The sequence below is a fragment of the Salinilacustrithrix flava genome, from assembly GCF_041228405.1.
Taxonomy (GTDB): domain Bacteria; phylum Actinomycetota; class Acidimicrobiia; order Acidimicrobiales; family Salinilacustritrichaceae; genus Salinilacustrithrix; species Salinilacustrithrix flava.
Genome location: NZ_CP133888.1, coordinates 1,822,484 through 1,837,100, shown reverse-complemented (window position 1 = coordinate 1,837,100; position 14,617 = coordinate 1,822,484). Strand labels below are relative to the sequence as shown.

Here is a 14,617-nt window from a genome sequence, read left to right as displayed (position 1 = left end):
ATCCCTCGCTCAGGACCGCCACCGATCGGCCAGGAGGCTGATGGGCAGGGTGAGCAGGTCGACGACGGGGACCTCGGCCAGCAGGTCGTCGCGGAAGGTCGGCTCGGTCTCGGTCACGGCGTCGCGCAGCGCGGCGAGGCGGCGGCGGTAGCCCGACAGCACGCCCCGGGCCGACGCGACGGAGAGCCGGTCGGCGAAGCGCACGTGCAGCAGCGTGATGCCGGTGGTGGTGCCGTCCTTGACCTCGGGGACGATGACGATGGTGCGGTCGTCGCTGCGGCCCCGACCGACCAGCAGCTCCTGGTCGGCGGCCACCTGGTGCTTGGTGCCGCGCAGCACCGGGTTCTGCTCGGTGCGCAGGGGCAGGTCGCGGGCGATGCCACCCCGGTCGATCACGGTGATCGTGGCGCCGGCGCCGGAGGTGTCGTCGACGGTGCCCTCGATGCGGTAGCGGGTGTAGCCCACCACCTCCTCGACGGCCGGCGACACGTCGGCGAGCGTGCGCAGGTTCTTGTACGTGAGCCGGTCCCGAGGCGCACCGGCAGCCAGGACCTCGCGCACGAGGGGGACCTCGAGCATCGACTCGTCGGTGCGGGAGATGCCCACGGTGACGGTCTTGGCCTGGTGCTTGATGGCGTCGATGGGCCGGGTGAGCTCGTCGATGGCGCGGGTGAGCGCAGCGGTGAGGTCCTCGACCAGCACCGAGGGCGTGCCGACCTTGCCGTGGTCGAGCTGGTAGGCGTCGAGGGACACGGCACCGATGGCGTAGCGGAGCAGGTTCGCGGTGCGCACCGCGGTGGAGGCCTCGAGGTGGCCGTCGTAGCGACCGGCACGGAGGCCGTCGAAGAACGCCTGCACCGGCGGCATCACGGAGCCGCGCAGCTCGGACAGGACGCGCTCGCCGTCGAGGGCGCCGCCCTCGATGGCCGACTCGATGCCGCCGCGGACCTCCTTCAGGGGCGTGGCCTGCGCGTCGATGGCGAGGGCGGCCTCGTAGCCGAAGAGGTGCCCGACCATGGTGGCGAGGATGAAGGCCAGCGCCTCGTGGGTCTCGGGCACGGTGAGCACGGCCAGGGCGGCGGCGAAGCGGGCTTCGCCCTCGGTGGCGATGACGATCGGTGCCGCCTTGTGGGCCCGGTAGATCGCCACCTCCTTGGCCACGTCGTCGACGTTGGAGCCGGTGAGGCCGGCGGCGCAGACGAGGATCAGCGGCTCGGAGGACAGGTCGATGTGCTTCTTGTCCTCGGTGGCATCGCAGGCGATCGACTTGTAGCAGAGCTCGGAGAGCTTGATCCGCAGCTCCTCGGCGGCGATGCGGTTGGTGCCGTTGCCGACCAGGGCCCAGTAGCGCCGGGGCGGGCACCACTCGTGGGCGGCCTCTGCGATGGCGGGCCGGGTCTCGAGCGTGGCCCGCATGGCGTCGGGCAGGTCCCGCATGGCGCGCAGCAGGCTCTGGTCGGGCTCCTCGCCCCACTCGGCCGCGATGGCGATGGCCAGCAGGTTCCCGGCCGCGATCTGGGCGTAGAACGCCTTGGTCGACGGCACCGCCATCTCCACGTCGCGCCCGTCGGAGGTGTAGAGCACGCCCTCGGCCCGGTCGGTGAGGTCCGACCCCCGCCGGTTGACGATGGCGATGACCGACGCACCCCGACCGCGGACCAGGTCCACGGTGCGGTTCGTGTCCGTCGTCGTGCCCGACTGGCTGATGGCGATGATCAGCGTGTCGGACATGTCGCTGCGGAGCCGGAAGCCGGACAGCTCGGTGGCCGGGATGGCCTCGAGCTGGACGCCGCGGCGGTCGGCGGCGTCGGCGAGGAGGGCGGCGAGCCCGCGGCTGGCGATCGACGCGGTGCCCTGCCCGATGGCGAGGATGCGGGTGATCGAGCCGTCGGCGAGCCGGGCCCGGATGTCGGACGGGAACGAGTCCTCGGGCAGCACGACCCGCAGCTCGTCGCCGTCCTCGACCAGGCGGCCGCGCAGGGTCTTGTGGAAGCTCACCGGCGACTCGGTGATCTCCTTGAGCAGGAAGTGCGGGAAGTCGCCCCGGTCGATGTCCCGCGTGGTGATGGTGGCGGTGACCACGTCGTCCTCGGTGACGGGCAGCACGGTGCCGTCGTAGGCGATCCGCTCGATGCCCTCGAGGCTCCCGGCCCTGGTCCCGTCGAGCAGCAGGATCTGGCCGCGGCTGGCGTTGGGGTTGTCCGGGTTGGCCGGGGTCTCGCCGTCCATGCGCACGTAGCGGCTGGTCTCCTCCACGAGGCCGTAGGGCTCGGAGGCGACGATGTAGGCGTCGTCGACCAGGCCGACGTAGAGCGCCTGACCCGAGCCGCGCAGCGCCAGGGCGAGGGCGTCGGGGCGCTCGGCGACGGTGGCGGCGATGGCGACGCTGCCCTCGAAGGACGCCACGCTGGCGCGGAAGGCCTCGAGCGCGTCGTCGCCGGCCACCACCCGGCGGGACACGAGCGTGGGGATGACCTTGGCGTCGGTGGTGACCTCGGCGTGGATGGAGAGGCCGTTCACCGACTTCAGGTCGGCGAAGTTGTCGACGTCGCCGTTGAGCGCCGCGGCCACGAACGGGCCGACCTCGGCCTGCTCGTGCTCGAGGGAGTCGAGCGGGTGGGCGTTGGCCTCGGAGATGATGCCGACGCTGGCCCAGCGGGTGTGGCCGAGCACGACCGCCTGGGCGTCGGGCGACGCCAGCGCCAGGCGCAGCAGCTCGTCACCGACGATGTGGGCGCGGATGGCGGCGGTGTTGTCGCCGAGCTCGCCGATCTCGGCGGCGGCCTTGTAGGCGAAGGCCAGCTGGCTGGCCGGGCCGCCGTTGCCGTCGACGAGGCGCACGGCGCGCGAGCGCAGCAGGGGGTCGTCCGCGCGCCCGTCGAGCAGGCCGGCGACGGCCGGGTCCGACGGGTCGAGCCCGTGGTCGCGGACGAGCACCATGACGCCGGCGGAGTCCCGGCCCCGGACCTCGAGGCGGTCGATGGCCGAGAGCGCCTGCTCGATCTGGGTGCAGGCCTCGATCGCAGACCAGCCGGTGTCTCGGCCGACCAGGGTGGCGACGCCGTCGGCGAGGCGCAGCCGGTCCCGCTCGATGGTCCATGCGGCGTCCTTGACCCGGACGGCAGCGGCGTTGCGGGCCTCGGTGTCGTGGTCGACGACCAGGAGGCCGAGCGCGGCGTCGAGCTCGACCACGGTCTGGCCGAGGGTCTTGGCCAGACCCCGGATGCGCGACGAGGCCGCGGTGTCGGTGAGCAGCAGGCGCACGCCCCGGGGGCCGTGCAGGTCATCGGCCACCTGCTCGAGGTCGACGGCGACCTCCTGCAGCGCGTCGATCGCCGGCCCGGCCGCGGGCGCGTCGTCGATGGCGCGGCGCAGCGACTGCACGCCACGGTCGAGGGCAGCCACCACCGGCTCGGCCGGGAGATCGACCCGGTCGACGGGGCGCCGGAGGACGGCGATGATTCCGCACATGGCCGACCATTCTGCCCGGTCCGGCCCCGGAGCCCACCGGACGGCCCCACCTTCTGGAACTGGCAGTTCTCCTGTAGCGCTCAGTCGGTGGCGCGGAAGGTCACGACCCGGCCGTCCTCGCCGACCAGGGTCAGCTGGTCGGCGTCGACGGACCAGGTGGCCGTGCCGGTCAGCACGGCCCAGAACCGGTCGGTGTACTCCTCGAGCTCGGGGCATGCCTGCAGCTCGCTCACCACCGCGCCGGTGAACACGACCTCTTCACCGTCGACCTCGTAGCGAAGGCCGTCGGTGCCCTCGCCCTCGATCGTGCTGAAGCCGAAGCCGTTGCAGCCGTCGCTGCCGGTGACGAAGCCGCCCTCCTCGAACCGCACGATCCCCGGCTGGTCCACGGCCATGGACATGGCGGCATCGTCGGGGTCCTGGCCGTCGGCGAACCCGTCCACCTCCCAGGTGGTGCCGACCAGCTCCCGGTCCGGCTCGGCGACCTCGCGGTCGACGAAGCGCACGACGGTCTCCCCCGCCGTCAGCGCCATGGTGTCGCCCTCCACCACGACGGTGGGCTCGGCCTGGAGCACGCCGGCGAACCACTCGTCCTGGGCGTGGCGCTCGGGATCGCAGCCCATCTCGGTCATGCTCAGGTCCTCGACCAGCAGCCGGTCGCCGTCCAGCTCGTAGGGACCGCCGAGCTGGTTGCAGCCGAGCGACGCCCCCACCCGGCCGTCGTCGAAGCGCAGCGAGATCACCGTCCCCTCGACCAGTGGGCGCGGCGCACCGGCCTCGGTCACCTCGATCGAGAGGTACTCGGCCGCCAGGTCCGCCGTGCCGCCCCCGGTGCCCACCGAGGCGTCGTCGTCACCGCAGGCGCTCACCGTCGCGACGACGATCAGGGCGAGCAGGGCCAGCGCGTACCTCATGCCCCTTGGACGCTACGCAGCGACTGCCAGTTCCGGGGTGGCGCGCCCCGATGGGCGGGTTCAGGCGCCGGCGAGGCGTCGGACGGCGGCGGCCAGGGTGTCGGCCTCCTGCTGGGCCCGCTCGGCGGTGGGGGCCTCGACCATCACCCGGATGAGGGGCTCGGTGCCCGAGGGGCGCACCAGCACGCGGCCCTCGTCGCCCAGGCGGGCCTCGGCATCGGCGACGTCGGCGGCCAGCCTCTCGACCAGATCGGGGTCCCGGTGGTCGAGGCGCACGTTCACCAGCACCTGGGGCAGCGACGTCATCGCGTCGGCGGCCAGGTCGGCGAGCGGGCGTCCGGTGCGGTGCACCACGTCGAGCAGGGTCAGGGCGGTGAGCAGGCCGTCACCGGTGGTGGCGATGTCGGCCTGGATCACGTGGCCGGACTGCTCGCCGCCGAGCGCCGCGCCCGTGCGGGCCAGGGCCTCGAGGACGTAGCGGTCCCCCACCTTGGTGTCGACGACGGTGATGCCCCGGCGGGCCATGCCCTGGCGGAACCCGAGGTTCGACATCACCGTGGCCACCACGGTGTCGTCGGGCAGGCGGCCCTGGGCCTGGCGGTCGATGGCGAGGATGGCGATGACGTGGTCGCCGTCGACCAGGGCGCCGTCGGAGTCGATGGCGAGCAGCCGGTCGGCATCGCCGTCGAGGGCGAGGCCGACGTCGGCGCCGTGGTCGATCACCGCCCGCTGCAGGGCCGCGGGCGACGTGGAGCCGGCGTCGTCGTTGATGTTCACGCCGTCGGGGTCGGCGTGGACCACGGTGACCTCGACGCCGGCAGCGCGCAGGACCTCCGGCGCCAGGGCCGAGGCGGCGCCGTGGGCGCAGTCGAGCACCACCGAGATCCCCTGGAGCCTGCGCCCGCCGACGGCCCGGTGCAGGTCGTCGGCGTAGGCCCGGGCGAGGCGCCCGTCGTCGGCGGTCACCGGCCCGACACCGGCGCCGGTCGGTCGTTCGCCGCCGCCGCTGCCCAGCAGGTGGGCGAGCTCGGCCTCGAGCTGGTCCTCGGCCTCGTCGGAGAGCTTGGTGCCCCCGGCGGCGAACAGCTTGATGCCGTTGTCGGCGAAGGGGTTGTGCGAGGCCGAGATCATGGCGCCGGGCACGCCGAGGGCGGCGGCCGCGTGGGCGACCGTGGGCGTGGGCACCACGCCGAGCAGCGTGACCGCCACGCCCTCGGACGCGTAGCCGGCGGCGAGGGCGGCCTCGAGCATGGGGCCGGACCGCCGGGTGTCCCGGCCGATCACGACCGCGTCGCCGCCCAGCACGCGCGCCGAAGCTCGCCCCAGTGCCAGGGCGAGCTCCGGTGTCAGGTCTTGGTTGGCGACGCCGCGGACGCCGTCGGTGCCGAAGGACAGCATCCGCCGGGGCGGACTAGCGCTTGGAGTACTGCGGCGCCTTGCGGGCCTTCTTGAGGCCGTACTTCTTGGATTCCTTCTTGCGCGGGTCGCGGCGCAGGAGGCCTTCGTGCTTCAGCTCGCCACGGCGCTCGGGGTCGAGCTCGGCGAAGGCACGGGCGAGCCCGAGGCTCATGGCGCCGGCCTGGCCGGTGGTGCCACCACCGGCGATGGTGCAGTCGATGTCGTAGTGCTCCTCGGCCTCGGCGACGGCGATGGGGGCCATGGCCAGGCTCTGCAGGGCGTCGGTCGGGAAGTAGACCTTCACGTCCTTGCCGTTGACCGTGACGGTGCCGGTACCGGGACGGAGCCGGATGCGGGCGACGGCGCGCTTGCGACGGCCGGTGGCCTGGACGAGTGGCTTGGTGCTCACGATTGCTTCCTTCAGCTCACGCGGGCGCGGGCCCGGGAGTCGATCTCGAGTTCCTTGGGCTGCTGAGCGGCGTGCGGGTGCGTGGGACCTGCGTACACCTTCAGCTTGGTCAGCATCTGGGCGCCGAGGCGGTTCTTCGGCAGCATGCCCTTGATGGTGCGGCGCACGGCCTCGGCCGGCTTGCGGTCGAGGGCGTCGCTGTAGCTCATCGACTTGATGCCGCCCGGGAAGCCGGAGTGGCGCCAGACCTTCTTCTTCTCGGCCTTGCCGGAGGTCAGCACGACCTTCTCGGCGTTCACGATGATCACGTGGTCACCGCAATCCAGGTTCGGGGCGAACATCGCCTTGTGCTTGCCACGCAGCACCCGGGCGACCTCGGTGGCCAGACGGCCGAGGACCATGCCCTCGGCGTCGATGACCCACCACTCGCGGGTGATCTCGCTGGCTTTCGGTGAATACGTGCGCACGGGTGCGACCTGACTCTCTGAATGTCTCGCGACTGCGGATGCGAAGCTGCTCGGGGCGCGGGAGGCCCCGAGGCGCAAGGGACAAATCTACGGGCGGGCGTGGATCTGCTGCAACCTGGGCGGCCTCGAGCCCACCATCGTGGCCGATGCGGCCCCGGTCAGGCGGGGATCCCGACCGGGGTAGCGTGCCACGAGATGACCCGACGACCCCGCCTGACGGCGTTCTCCCACGGCGCCGGCTGAGCGTGCAAGCTCGCTCCGGGCGAGCTGGCGCACGTCGTGCGCCGATTGGCACCTCCTGGTGATCCGAACCTCCTGGTCGGGGCGCTGTCCGGCGACGATGCCGCCGTGTGGCGCCTCTCGGACGAGCGCGCCCTGGTGGTCACCGCCGACTTCATCACCCCGGTGGTCGACGACGCCCGGACCTGGGGCCGCATCGCCGCGGCCAACGCCGTCTCCGACGTCTACGCCATGGGCGGGACGCCGCTGCTCGCCCTCAACCTGGTGGGCTGGAACGTCGACGAGCTGCCCACTGACCTGCTGGGCGACGTGCTCCAGGGTGGCCTCGACATCGCCACCGAGGCCGGCTTCGTGGTGGCGGGCGGCCACACGGTGGACGACCCCGAACCCAAGTACGGCATGGCCGTCATCGGCGAGGTCCACCCCGACGCGGTGCTCACCAACGCCGGCCTGCGCCCGGGCGACGTGCTCGTGCTCACCAAGCCGCTCGGCGTCGGCATCGCCACCACCGCCATCAAGCGCGGGCTCGCCTCCGACGCGCTCACCGACGCCGCCGTCGCGTCCATGACCCGGCTCAACGACCTCGCCCGCGACGCAGCTCGCGCCGCCGGCGCCACCGGATGCACCGACGTCACCGGCTTCGGGCTGCTCGGCCACCTGCAGCGCATGGCCGTGGAGTCCCGCGTCGACGTCACCGTCGACGTGGCCTCGGTGCCGGTGCTCGACGGCGCACGCGAGCTGCTGGCCGACGGGGTGGTGCCGGGCGGCAGCCAGCGCAACCTCGACCACGTCCGGCCCCACCTCGACCCCGGCCGCCACGACGACGACGCGCTGCTCCTCGCCGACGCCCAGACGAGCGGTGGCCTCCTCTTCGGCGCCGCCGACGCGGACGCAGCCGCCGAGGCGGTCGCCTCCCTCGTGGCGAGCGGTCACACCGCAGCCGTCATCGGACGGGTCGCATCGGCCGGTACCGGGCGGGTGTCGCTCGACTGATGCGTCGGGCCCGCGCCCGCTCGGACAAGCCCTCGACGAACAGGTCGGCGGCCGCTGCTGAGAGCGTCAGTCCGGGTAGCCGACGTGCCAGAGGGTGAGGCCCTCGGGCGGGGCCACGGTGCCGGCGGCCCGGCGGTCCTCGGCGGCGAGGATGCCCCGGATGTCGCCGGCGGTCAGCTTGCCCCGGCCGACGTCGACGAGGGTGCCGACGACGGAGCGGACCATCTGGTGGCAGAACGACGACGCCTGGATCCAGAAGCGCAGGGTCTGGTCGTCGACGACCTCCCAGCGGGCGGAGCGGACCTCCCGCACCAGGGAGGCCTCCGTGCCATCGCTGCGCTTGGGGCGCCGGCAGAACGAGGTGAAGTCGTGCGTCCCGATCAGCGGGTCGCAGGCCAGGCGTAGCACGTCGAGCTCGAGGGGCTCCTTGACCTGCCAGGCCCGGTGCACCGAGAACGGGTCGGGCACCTCGTCGTTGTGGATCGTGTACCGGTAGGTGCGGGACGTGGCGTCGAAGCGGGACGAGAACGCCATCGGCACGATCGCCGGCTCCCGGACCGCGACCTCGGGGCCGCACAGGGCGTTCACCGCCCGGCACAAGCCGTCGAGGTCGACGCCCTCGGTGGTCACGAAGTCCACGACCTGGCCGTGGGCGTGCACCCCCTTGTCGGTGCGACCAGCGCAGGTCAGCTCGATGGGGTGCCGTAGGAAGCGCTCGAGGGCCTCGGTGAGGCGGCCGCCGACGGTGGGGACCCCGGGGTTGACGGCGAACCCGTGGAAGCGGGTGCCGTCGTAGGCGACCGTCATCCGGACGCGGACGTGGGGAAGCAGGGGTGCCTCGGTCATGTCGTCTTCGTCGAAGAGGGTGAGGGGCGTCGCCATGGCGGGCAACAACTTCGCACAGAACGCGCAGCGGCCCGGCGCACTCGCGCCGGGCCGCTCCTCGGCGCAGGGCGCCTCGTCGCCATCGAGTTCTTCGGCTGGGCCTCAGAACTCGGTCGCCTCGTCCTAGACGAGCTCGATGCGAGCCATCGGCGCGTTGTCGCCGTGGCGGGGGCCGAGCTTGAGGATCCGGGTGTAGCCACCCGGACGGTCGACGTAGCGGGGGCCGACGTCGGTCATGAGCTTGTGGGCCATCTCCTCGTCGCGCAGGTACGCGACGACCTGGCGGTGGTTGTGGAGACCGCCCTTCTTGGCCTTGGTGATCAGCTTCTCGGCCACCGGGCGGACGGCCTTGGCCTTGGCCTCGGTGGTCACGATCGACTCGGCGGCGATGAGGCTGGCCACCAGGTTGCCGAACATGGCCTTCTGGTGGGAGGACGAGCCGCCGAAGCGCTTGCCCTTGCGGGGACGTGCGGGCATGTTGTTCTCCTAGCCTCGGATGCGCAGCGTGAGGCCGCGCTCATCCAGCTTCTCGACGACCTCGTCCAGGGACTTCTGGCCGAAGTTGGTGATGGCGAGCAGGTCGTCTTCGGTCTTGTTGACGAGCTCGCCGACGGTGTTGACCTGCGCACGCTTGAGGCAGTTGCGCGGCCGCTCGGACAGCTCGAGGTCCTCGATGGGCAGGTCGAGGTCGGACGGACCGGTGCCCGCGACGGGCACCTCGCCCAGCTCGAGGCCCTGGGGCTCCTCGCTCATGTCGGCGATCAGGCCGACCAGGCTGCGCAGCGTGTCGCCGGCGGACGCGAGGGCCTCGGCGGGGCTGATCGAGCCGTCGGTGTGGACGTCGATGACGAGCTTGTCGTAGTTGGTGTCCTGCTCGACGCGGGTGGGCTCGACCGAGAAGGTGGCCTTGCGCACCGGCGAGAAGATCGAGTCGACCGGGATCACGCCGATGGTGTCGGAGCTCTTGTTGCGGTCGGCGGACACGTAGCCACGGCCCTTGGCGATGGTGACGTCGATGGCCAGGCGGCCGTCGCCGTTCATCGTGGCGATGTGCAGGTCCGGGTTGAGGACCTCCACGTCGGCGTTGTCCTGCAGGTCGGCTGCGGTGACCTCGGCGGGGCCGCGGGCATCGAGGCGCAGGGAGACGGGCTCGTCGCTGTGGCACACCACGACGAGGTCCTTGAGGTTGAGGATGATGTCGGTGACGTCCTCGACCACGCCGCCGATCGTGTCGAACTCGTGCAGGGCCTCGTCGAAGCGCACCTGGGTGACGGCGGCGCCGGGGATCGAGGACAGCAGGACGCGCCGCAGCGAGTTGCCGATGGTGTGCCCGAAGCCGGGCTCGAGGGGGCTGATGACGAACCGCTGACGGTTGTCGGCCTCTTCGCCCTGGGGCTCGACGGTTGGGCGTTGGATGACCAGCATGGAGCGAGGTACCTCGTCAGGTGGAGAAGGAGGGGCGGTGTGGGCGGTGCAGGGTGCTACTTCGAGTACAGCTCGACGATGAGCTGCTCTCGCACGGGCACGTCGATCTGCTCACGCTCGGGGTAGGCCCGAACGGTGACGGCGAAGCCGTCGTCGCCCGTCTCGAGCCAGCCCGGGGCCTGGCGGTCGAGGACGTCCTTGTTCCACTGCACGGTGACCATGTCGCGGGACTTGGTGCGCAGCGAGACCTTGTCGCCGACGCGGACGCGGTAGCTGGGGATGGTGACCCGCTTGCCGTTGACGTCGAAGTGGCCGTGGTTCACGAACTGGCGTGCCTGCGGGCGGGTGGCGGCGAGGCCGGCCCGGTACACGACGTTGTCGAGGCGGCGCTCGAGCATCTGGAGCATGAGCTCGCCGGTGACGCCCTTGCGGCGGTTCGCCTCCTCGTAGAGGTTGCGGAACTGGCGCTCGGAGAGACCGTAGGAGAAGCGGGCCTTCTGCTTCTCCTGCAGCTGGGCGAGGTACTCGGAGGGCTGGCCCCGGCGACGGCTGCGGCCGTGCTCGCCGGGCGGGTAGGGGCGACGGTCGAGGGCGCGCACCTCTCCCGAGGTGCCGAAGATGTTGACGCCGAGTCGACGAGCGATGCGGCTGCGGGGTCCGGTGTAACGAGACATGTTCTGTTCCTCAGGTGCGGCGGCGCTTGGGCGGGCGGCAGCCGTTGTGCGGGACGGGGGTGACGTCCTTGATGCCGGACACCTCGATGCCGGCGTTCTGGATCGAGCGGATGGCGGTCTCGCGGCCGGAGCCGGGGCCCTTGACCTGGACCTCGACGCGACGCACGCCGTGCTCCATGGCGCCGCGGGCGGCCTTCTCGGCCGCCATCTGGGCGGCGAAGGGCGTGGACTTGCGGGAGCCCTTGAAGCCCACGTTGCCGGCCGATGCCCAGGACAAGACGTTGCCTGCCGGGTCGGTGATGGCGACGATCGTGTTGTTGAACGACGACTTGATGTGGGCGATGCCGTGCGAGATGTTCTTGCGTTCGCGCTTGCGGGGGCGTCGACCGCCCGAGGAGGGCTTGGCCACTACTTCTTCACCTTCTTCTTGCCGGCAACGGTCTTCTTCGGGCCCTTGCGGGTCCGTGCGTTGGTGTGGGTGCGCTGACCGCGGACGGGCAGGCCCTTGCGGTGCCTGATGCCCTGGTAGGAGCCGATCTCGATCTTGCGCTTGATGTTCTGCTGGACCTCACGCCGCAGGTCGCCTTCGACCTCGGCGTTCTCGTCGATCCACTCGCGGACCTTGTTGACCTCGGAGTCGGTCAGGTCTCGGACGCGGGTGCTCGGGTCGATGCCGACCTCGTCGCAGATGCGGGCGGCAGTGGTGTTGCCGATGCCGAACAGGTAGGTCAGCGAGATCACCAGCCGCTTGTCGCGGGGGATGTCGACGCCTTGGATACGTGCCATGTTCCGGGTTCGCTCCTCAGCCCTGGCGCTGCTTGTGACGGGGATTCGTGCAGAGGACCATGACGCGCCCGTGCCGGCGGATCACCTGGCACTTCTCGCACATGGGCTTGACACTGGGTCGGACCTTCATCGGTTGCTCTCTCGAGAGTGGTTGCTCAGTGGCACCGGGAGCCGGCCACGACTGAGCTCGTACGGGGGTGAGCTCCACCTGCACCCGATCCCAGGACGAGACATGGGTGAGCACAGGCCACTGCAGGGGCAGGCGCGCCTGTCCCAGAGCCGAAGGGAGATCCTATGACAGCGCGCACACGACCGCCAACCCCACGAGCGACGAGGGGCCGGATCGGTGGCGCCGTCGAGCCCATCGGGGCCCGCGAACCCCCACATCATGACCGATCCGGGCACGAGATGGGGGGATTCTCAGCGTCGGGTGAGGACCTCGGGACCGTGCTCGGTCACGGCGACGGTGTGCTCCCAGTGGACGGATCGGGCGCCGTCGGCGGTGACCACGGTCCAGCCGTCGGCCAGCACCCGGTAGTCGGAGGTGCCGGCGCAGACCATGGGTTCGATGGCGAGCACCATGCCGACCTCGATGGGCAGGCCCTTGCCGGGCGTGCCGGTGTTCAGCACGTCGGGCGCTTCGTGCATGGCCCGCCCGATGCCGTGGCCGCAGTGGTCTTCGAGCACCGAGAACCCCGCGGCGCGCACGACCGACTCCACGGCGTGGCCGAGGTCGCCGAGGGTGTTGCCCGCCACCACCTGCTCGATGCCGGCCTCCAGCGAGCGACGGCCGACCTCGATGAGCTCCAGGTCCGCCGCGCTCCCCTGCCCGACGCAGGCCGTGAAGGCGGCGTCGCCGTGCCACCCGTCGACCACGGCGCCGCAGTCGATGGAGACGACATCGCCCTCCTCGAGGACGCGGGAGCCGGGGATGCCGTGGACGATCTCGTCGTTCACGCTGGCGCAGACCACGGCCGGGAACCCGCCGTAGCCGAGGAAGTTGGAGGTGGCGCCCCGGCGGTCGAGCACGTCGCGGGCCAGGGCATCGAGCTCGCCGGTGGTCACCCCGGGGCGGAGCGCCTCCCGGCACACGTCGTGCATCTCGGCCACGACCAGGCCGGCCCTGCGCATGGTCGCGATCTCGTCGGCGGACCGGCGAGCGCCCCGATCTCGGCGACCCATCGCCCCTACCGCCGGGCGGTGTCGATGGTCCGGATCAGCCGGGCCGTGACCTCGTCGGGGTCGCCGTCGCCGTCGACGACCATGAGCAGGTCCCGCTCCTCGTACCACTCGATCAGCGGGGCGGTCTCGGCCTCGTAGATGTCGAGGCGGCGCTTGATCGCGTCCTCGGTGTCGTCGGCGCGCTGGATGACCTCGCCGCCGCAGTGGTCGCAGGTCCAGCCGTGCTTGGGCGGTGCGTGCACCGCGTAGTTGGCGCCGCAGTCGACGCAGACCCGCCGGGCGGCCAGGCGCTCGAGCACGACGTCGGTGGGCACGGCCAGGTCGATGACCAGGTCGAGGGGCAGGTCGGCGGTGATCGCGGCCAGGGACTCGGCCTGGGACTCGGTCCGGGGGAAGCCGTCGAGGATGTAGCCCCGGTTGCGGGTGTCGTCCTTGAGCAGGCGCTCCTCGACCACCCCGATGATGATGTCGTCGGGCAGCAGCTCGCCCGCGTCCATGTACTCCTTGGCCTTGCGTCCGAAGGCGGTGCCCTCCTTCACGGCGGCACGGAGCATGTCGCCGGTGGAGATGTGGGGCACGACGAAGTGGCGGGAGAGCCGCGTGCACTGGGTGCCCTTGCCGGCTCCCTGCCGGCCGAGCATCACGAGTCGAGCACCGGGGATCATGAGAGCACGCACCCTACCGGCCCCGCTTTCACCCATCCGAAATCCCCCACCCACCCCGAAATCCCGTGGATCCCGACCACGGGTGGTGCTGGATCCACGGGATATCGAGCTGTCGGTGGGGGTTCGTACGATCGGACCCGTCTTCCCCCAGGCACACACCGGAGGAAGACCCATGCCCGCACCATCGCCAGCGGCGATCTCGCTGCTCGAGCACCAGCAGGCGCTCATCACCCGCCCGCAGCTGAGCGCCCTCGACGGCGGCTTTCCGCTCCTGCGCCGGCTGCTCCGCAACGGCACCTGGATGCGTCTCGATGCCGGCCTGTACGGCCCAGCCGGCGTTCCGATGACCTGGCCACGTCGGCTCATGGCTGCCCTGCTGCTCGCTCCGACCGGTTCGCTGGCATCCCACCGGGCCGGCGCCCACCTCACGGGCGTCGGTGGCTTCGACCCCGTCCCGGCCCCGGAGATCAGCATCCCGGCCGGCACGACCTTCCGACGTGCCGACGTGATCGTCCACGAGTCGACCGACCTCGAGCTCGCCGCGCCGTGTCGCATCGATGGCATCCCGTGCACGGGACCGACCCGGATCGCCATGGACCTGGGCTGCGTCATCTCCGAGAAGCGGTACCGCCAGACCGTGCGCGAGCTGCGACACGAGCACGGCGTCACCAGCGATGCACTGCTGCGCACCTACCTGCGCCACAAGCGACGGGGACGCAACGGCGGCGCCGCCCTGCGGGACTGGCTCGACCGCTACTTCGAGGTCGACGGCGTGCCGGAATCCGGACTCGAACAGCTCGTCCTGGACGCCATCCTCGATGCGTGCCTGCCCGTGCCGGTGGCACAGCACTGGGTGCGCGCCGCTGACGCCTCGTACCGACTCGATCTCGCCTATCCGGAGCGCCGGATCTGCGTCGAGGTCGACGGCGTGCAACATCGCGACGACGTCGACGTCCGGGAGGCGGACCTCGTCAGGCAGCGCGCGCTCGAGGACGCAGGGTGGACGGTCATCCGGATCCGCAGCTGGTGCTTGGCCAGCGACCTCGCCGCCGCGCTTCGCCAGCTCCGTGGACATCTCGTGGGTCGGTGACCACGGGTGGTCACGATC

Annotated in this window: 16 protein-coding genes; 2 read left to right on the top strand and 14 right to left on the bottom strand. The window is 71.7% G+C overall.

Annotated features, from left to right (window positions below; translation table 11 throughout):
* Window positions 1-9: 9 nt before the first annotated feature.
* The 5 genes from RGQ06_RS09215 to rplM form a co-directional block, all read right to left on the bottom strand.
* Entirely contained in the window at window positions 10-3,471 is a 3,462-nt protein-coding gene (locus RGQ06_RS09215; RefSeq protein WP_432426864.1) for an SIS domain-containing protein, read from the bottom strand.
* A gap of 80 nt (window positions 3,472-3,551) precedes the next feature.
* Window positions 3,552-4,385 carry an META domain-containing protein gene (locus RGQ06_RS09210; RefSeq protein WP_432426865.1) on the bottom strand — a complete coding sequence of 278 codons (834 nt, stop codon included), beginning with the start codon at window positions 4,383-4,385 and terminating at the stop codon, window positions 3,552-3,554.
* A 60-nt stretch (window positions 4,386-4,445) separates the two neighbouring features.
* Window positions 4,446-5,783, bottom strand: a complete 1,338-nt coding sequence (glmM, locus tag RGQ06_RS09205; protein WP_432426866.1) for a phosphoglucosamine mutase — start codon at window positions 5,781-5,783, stop codon at window positions 4,446-4,448.
* 13 nt (window positions 5,784-5,796) lie between these two features.
* Entirely contained in the window at window positions 5,797-6,192 is a 396-nt protein-coding gene (gene rpsI / locus RGQ06_RS09200) for a 30S ribosomal protein S9 (RefSeq protein WP_432426867.1), read from the bottom strand.
* Window positions 6,193-6,203: 11 nt separating this feature from the next.
* Window positions 6,204-6,659 (bottom strand): 50S ribosomal protein L13, encoded by a 456-nt coding sequence (rplM, locus tag RGQ06_RS09195; RefSeq protein WP_432426868.1) that lies wholly within the window; start codon window positions 6,657-6,659, stop codon window positions 6,204-6,206.
* Window positions 6,660-6,854: 195 nt separating this feature from the next.
* Here rplM and selD point away from each other — a divergent pair, with 195 nt between their 5' ends.
* Complete coding sequence (gene selD / locus RGQ06_RS09190) at window positions 6,855-7,892, top strand: selenide, water dikinase SelD (protein WP_432426869.1); 1,038 nt, start codon at window positions 6,855-6,857, stop codon at window positions 7,890-7,892.
* A gap of 66 nt (window positions 7,893-7,958) precedes the next feature.
* Here the strand turns inward: selD and truA are convergent, their stop codons facing one another.
* The 9 genes from truA to RGQ06_RS09145 all read right to left on the bottom strand — a co-directional run bounded on the left by truA (window position 7,959) and on the right by RGQ06_RS09145 (window position 13,509).
* Window positions 7,959-8,774 (bottom strand): tRNA pseudouridine(38-40) synthase TruA, encoded by an 816-nt coding sequence (gene truA, locus RGQ06_RS09185; protein WP_432426870.1) that lies wholly within the window; start codon window positions 8,772-8,774, stop codon window positions 7,959-7,961.
* Between the two features lie 126 nt (window positions 8,775-8,900).
* Window positions 8,901-9,254, bottom strand: a complete 354-nt coding sequence (rplQ, locus tag RGQ06_RS09180; RefSeq protein ID WP_432426871.1) for a 50S ribosomal protein L17 — start codon at window positions 9,252-9,254, stop codon at window positions 8,901-8,903.
* Between the two features lie 9 nt (window positions 9,255-9,263).
* Window positions 9,264-10,202 (bottom strand): DNA-directed RNA polymerase subunit alpha, encoded by a 939-nt coding sequence (locus tag RGQ06_RS09175; protein ID WP_432426872.1) that lies wholly within the window; start codon window positions 10,200-10,202, stop codon window positions 9,264-9,266.
* A 56-nt stretch (window positions 10,203-10,258) separates the two neighbouring features.
* Window positions 10,259-10,876 (bottom strand): 30S ribosomal protein S4, encoded by a 618-nt coding sequence (gene rpsD, locus RGQ06_RS09170; protein WP_432426873.1) that lies wholly within the window; start codon window positions 10,874-10,876, stop codon window positions 10,259-10,261.
* 10 nt (window positions 10,877-10,886) lie between these two features.
* The gene (rpsK, locus tag RGQ06_RS09165) at window positions 10,887-11,285 is read right to left on the bottom strand and encodes a 30S ribosomal protein S11 (RefSeq protein ID WP_432426874.1); all 399 of its coding nucleotides are present in this window, start codon (window positions 11,283-11,285) and stop codon (window positions 10,887-10,889) included.
* Window positions 11,285-11,662, bottom strand: a complete 378-nt coding sequence (gene rpsM, locus RGQ06_RS09160) for a 30S ribosomal protein S13 (protein ID WP_432426875.1) — start codon at window positions 11,660-11,662, stop codon at window positions 11,285-11,287. Before rpsM ends, rpsK begins: the two co-directional genes overlap by 1 nt.
* A gap of 16 nt (window positions 11,663-11,678) precedes the next feature.
* A complete protein-coding gene (gene rpmJ / locus RGQ06_RS09155; RefSeq protein ID WP_432426876.1) occupies window positions 11,679-11,792 on the bottom strand; it encodes a 50S ribosomal protein L36 in 114 nt (37 codons plus the stop codon).
* Between the two features lie 290 nt (window positions 11,793-12,082).
* Window positions 12,083-12,844 (bottom strand): type I methionyl aminopeptidase, encoded by a 762-nt coding sequence (gene map, locus RGQ06_RS09150; protein ID WP_432426877.1) that lies wholly within the window; start codon window positions 12,842-12,844, stop codon window positions 12,083-12,085.
* Between the two features lie 5 nt (window positions 12,845-12,849).
* Window positions 12,850-13,509, bottom strand: coding sequence for an adenylate kinase (locus RGQ06_RS09145; protein WP_432426878.1), 660 nt, complete (start codon window positions 13,507-13,509; stop codon window positions 12,850-12,852).
* 172 nt (window positions 13,510-13,681) lie between these two features.
* Between RGQ06_RS09145 and RGQ06_RS09140 the strand changes: the two genes are divergently transcribed.
* Window positions 13,682-14,599: an endonuclease domain-containing protein gene (locus RGQ06_RS09140; protein WP_432426879.1), complete on the top strand. Its 918-nt coding sequence runs from the start codon at window positions 13,682-13,684 to the stop codon at window positions 14,597-14,599.
* The last annotated feature ends 18 nt before the right edge of the window (window positions 14,600-14,617 follow it).